At 63.6% G+C, this 1,222-nt stretch carries 1 protein-coding gene; it reads left to right on the top strand.

Annotated features, from left to right (window positions below; genetic code table 11):
* Positions 1–70: 70 nt before the first annotated feature.
* The gene (locus JR064_RS22900; protein ID WP_206231243.1) at positions 71–1,093 is read left to right on the top strand and encodes an IS5 family transposase; all 1,023 of its coding nucleotides are present in this window, start codon (positions 71–73) and stop codon (positions 1,091–1,093) included.
* Positions 1,094–1,222: the final 129 nt, after the last annotated feature.

Raw genomic sequence — 1,222 nt, 5'->3', positions numbered from 1 at the left:
CTTCAGGGCACCTCTAAAAACCTGCCTGCTTTGGCATCATATGGTCTGAGAAGACAGCCGAGGCCTTGCGATGATCAGCTTGTTTGCCGGACACGAACGGGAGTCCAAACGGCAGCAGATAGGCGACCCGCTGTCGGTGTTGTCTCGCCATATCGATTTCGTAGCGATTGCCCAAGCCGTCGACGCCAAGCTGTCCTTTGGCACCGGCACGCGCGGCGGCCGTCCGGCCTGGCCGACAGTGGTGATGGTCAAGCTGCTGCTGTTGCAGCAGTTGTACAACCTCTCCGACGATGCGCTGGAGTATCAGGTCCTGGATCGGCGCAGCTTCCAGCAGTTTCTTGGGCTGGAACACAGTGGCAAGGTGCCCGATGCCAAAACGATCTGGGTGTGGCGCGAGCGGCTCAAGGCCAAGGACGTGATGGGCGACATCAGCGCAGCGATCAGCCAGCAGTTGCAACGGGCCGGGTTTGTTGCGCGTGGCGGTCAGATCATCGATGCGAGCATCGTCAGCGCGCCGATCCAGCGCAACACGCGCGAGGAGAACGCACAGATCAAGCAAGGAGAGGATGTGGGCCAGGACTGGAGCGATGCCAAGCGCGCGCAGAAGGATGTGCAGGCGCGCTGGACCAGGAAGCACGGGGTGGCGTTCTACGGCTACAAGCTGCACGCCAGCACGGATCGGCGTTGGGGCTTCATCCGTCGCTACGACGTCAGCGCGGCCAATGTGCATGACAGCCGCCACTTCGAGCAGGTGCTGGACCCGGACAATACCGGCCGCACGGTGTGGGCCGATAGCGGGTACGCCGATGCAGGTCGGGAAGCAGCGCTCAGGCAACGCGGATATCACCCGGCGATCCAGCATCAGGGACAGGCGCGCAAGCCGTTGAGCGAGCGAGAAAAGCGCCGCAACCATCGGATCGCCAAGGACCGAGTGTTTGGCGAACACCCATTTGCGCGTCTGGCCCAGCAAGGCGGCAAATGCCTGCGCTGCATCGGTCTGGCGCGTGCGACGGTGGTGATCGGGCTGAAGGTCGCCAGCCACAACCTGTTGCGGCTGGCGCGGCTGCAGGATCGAGCGCTGTTGCCAGCGTGATCAGCTAAGGCGGCCGAGCGGCCGCCTCAGCCGCCTTCATCGCCCCCTCCGATGCTGCTCTCAGACTGGGGCGCCGGATGCTGAGAGGCCATCGCGATGATCTGACCGGTTGTTCGAGGTGCCCTTCAG

This window comes from Xanthomonas bonasiae, assembly GCF_017163705.1.
In the GTDB taxonomy this organism is placed as follows: domain Bacteria; phylum Pseudomonadota; class Gammaproteobacteria; order Xanthomonadales; family Xanthomonadaceae; genus Xanthomonas_A; species Xanthomonas_A bonasiae.
The sequence above is the reverse complement of the archived record's forward strand: the minus strand, read 5'-3'. Positions and strand labels throughout refer to the sequence as shown.

Bases quoted from the DNA above. Each gene is read 5' to 3' on its own strand.
- JR064_RS22900 (WP_206231243.1), top strand. From the start codon at position 71: ATGATCAGCTTGTTTGCCGGACACGAACGGGAGTCCAAACGGCAGCAG.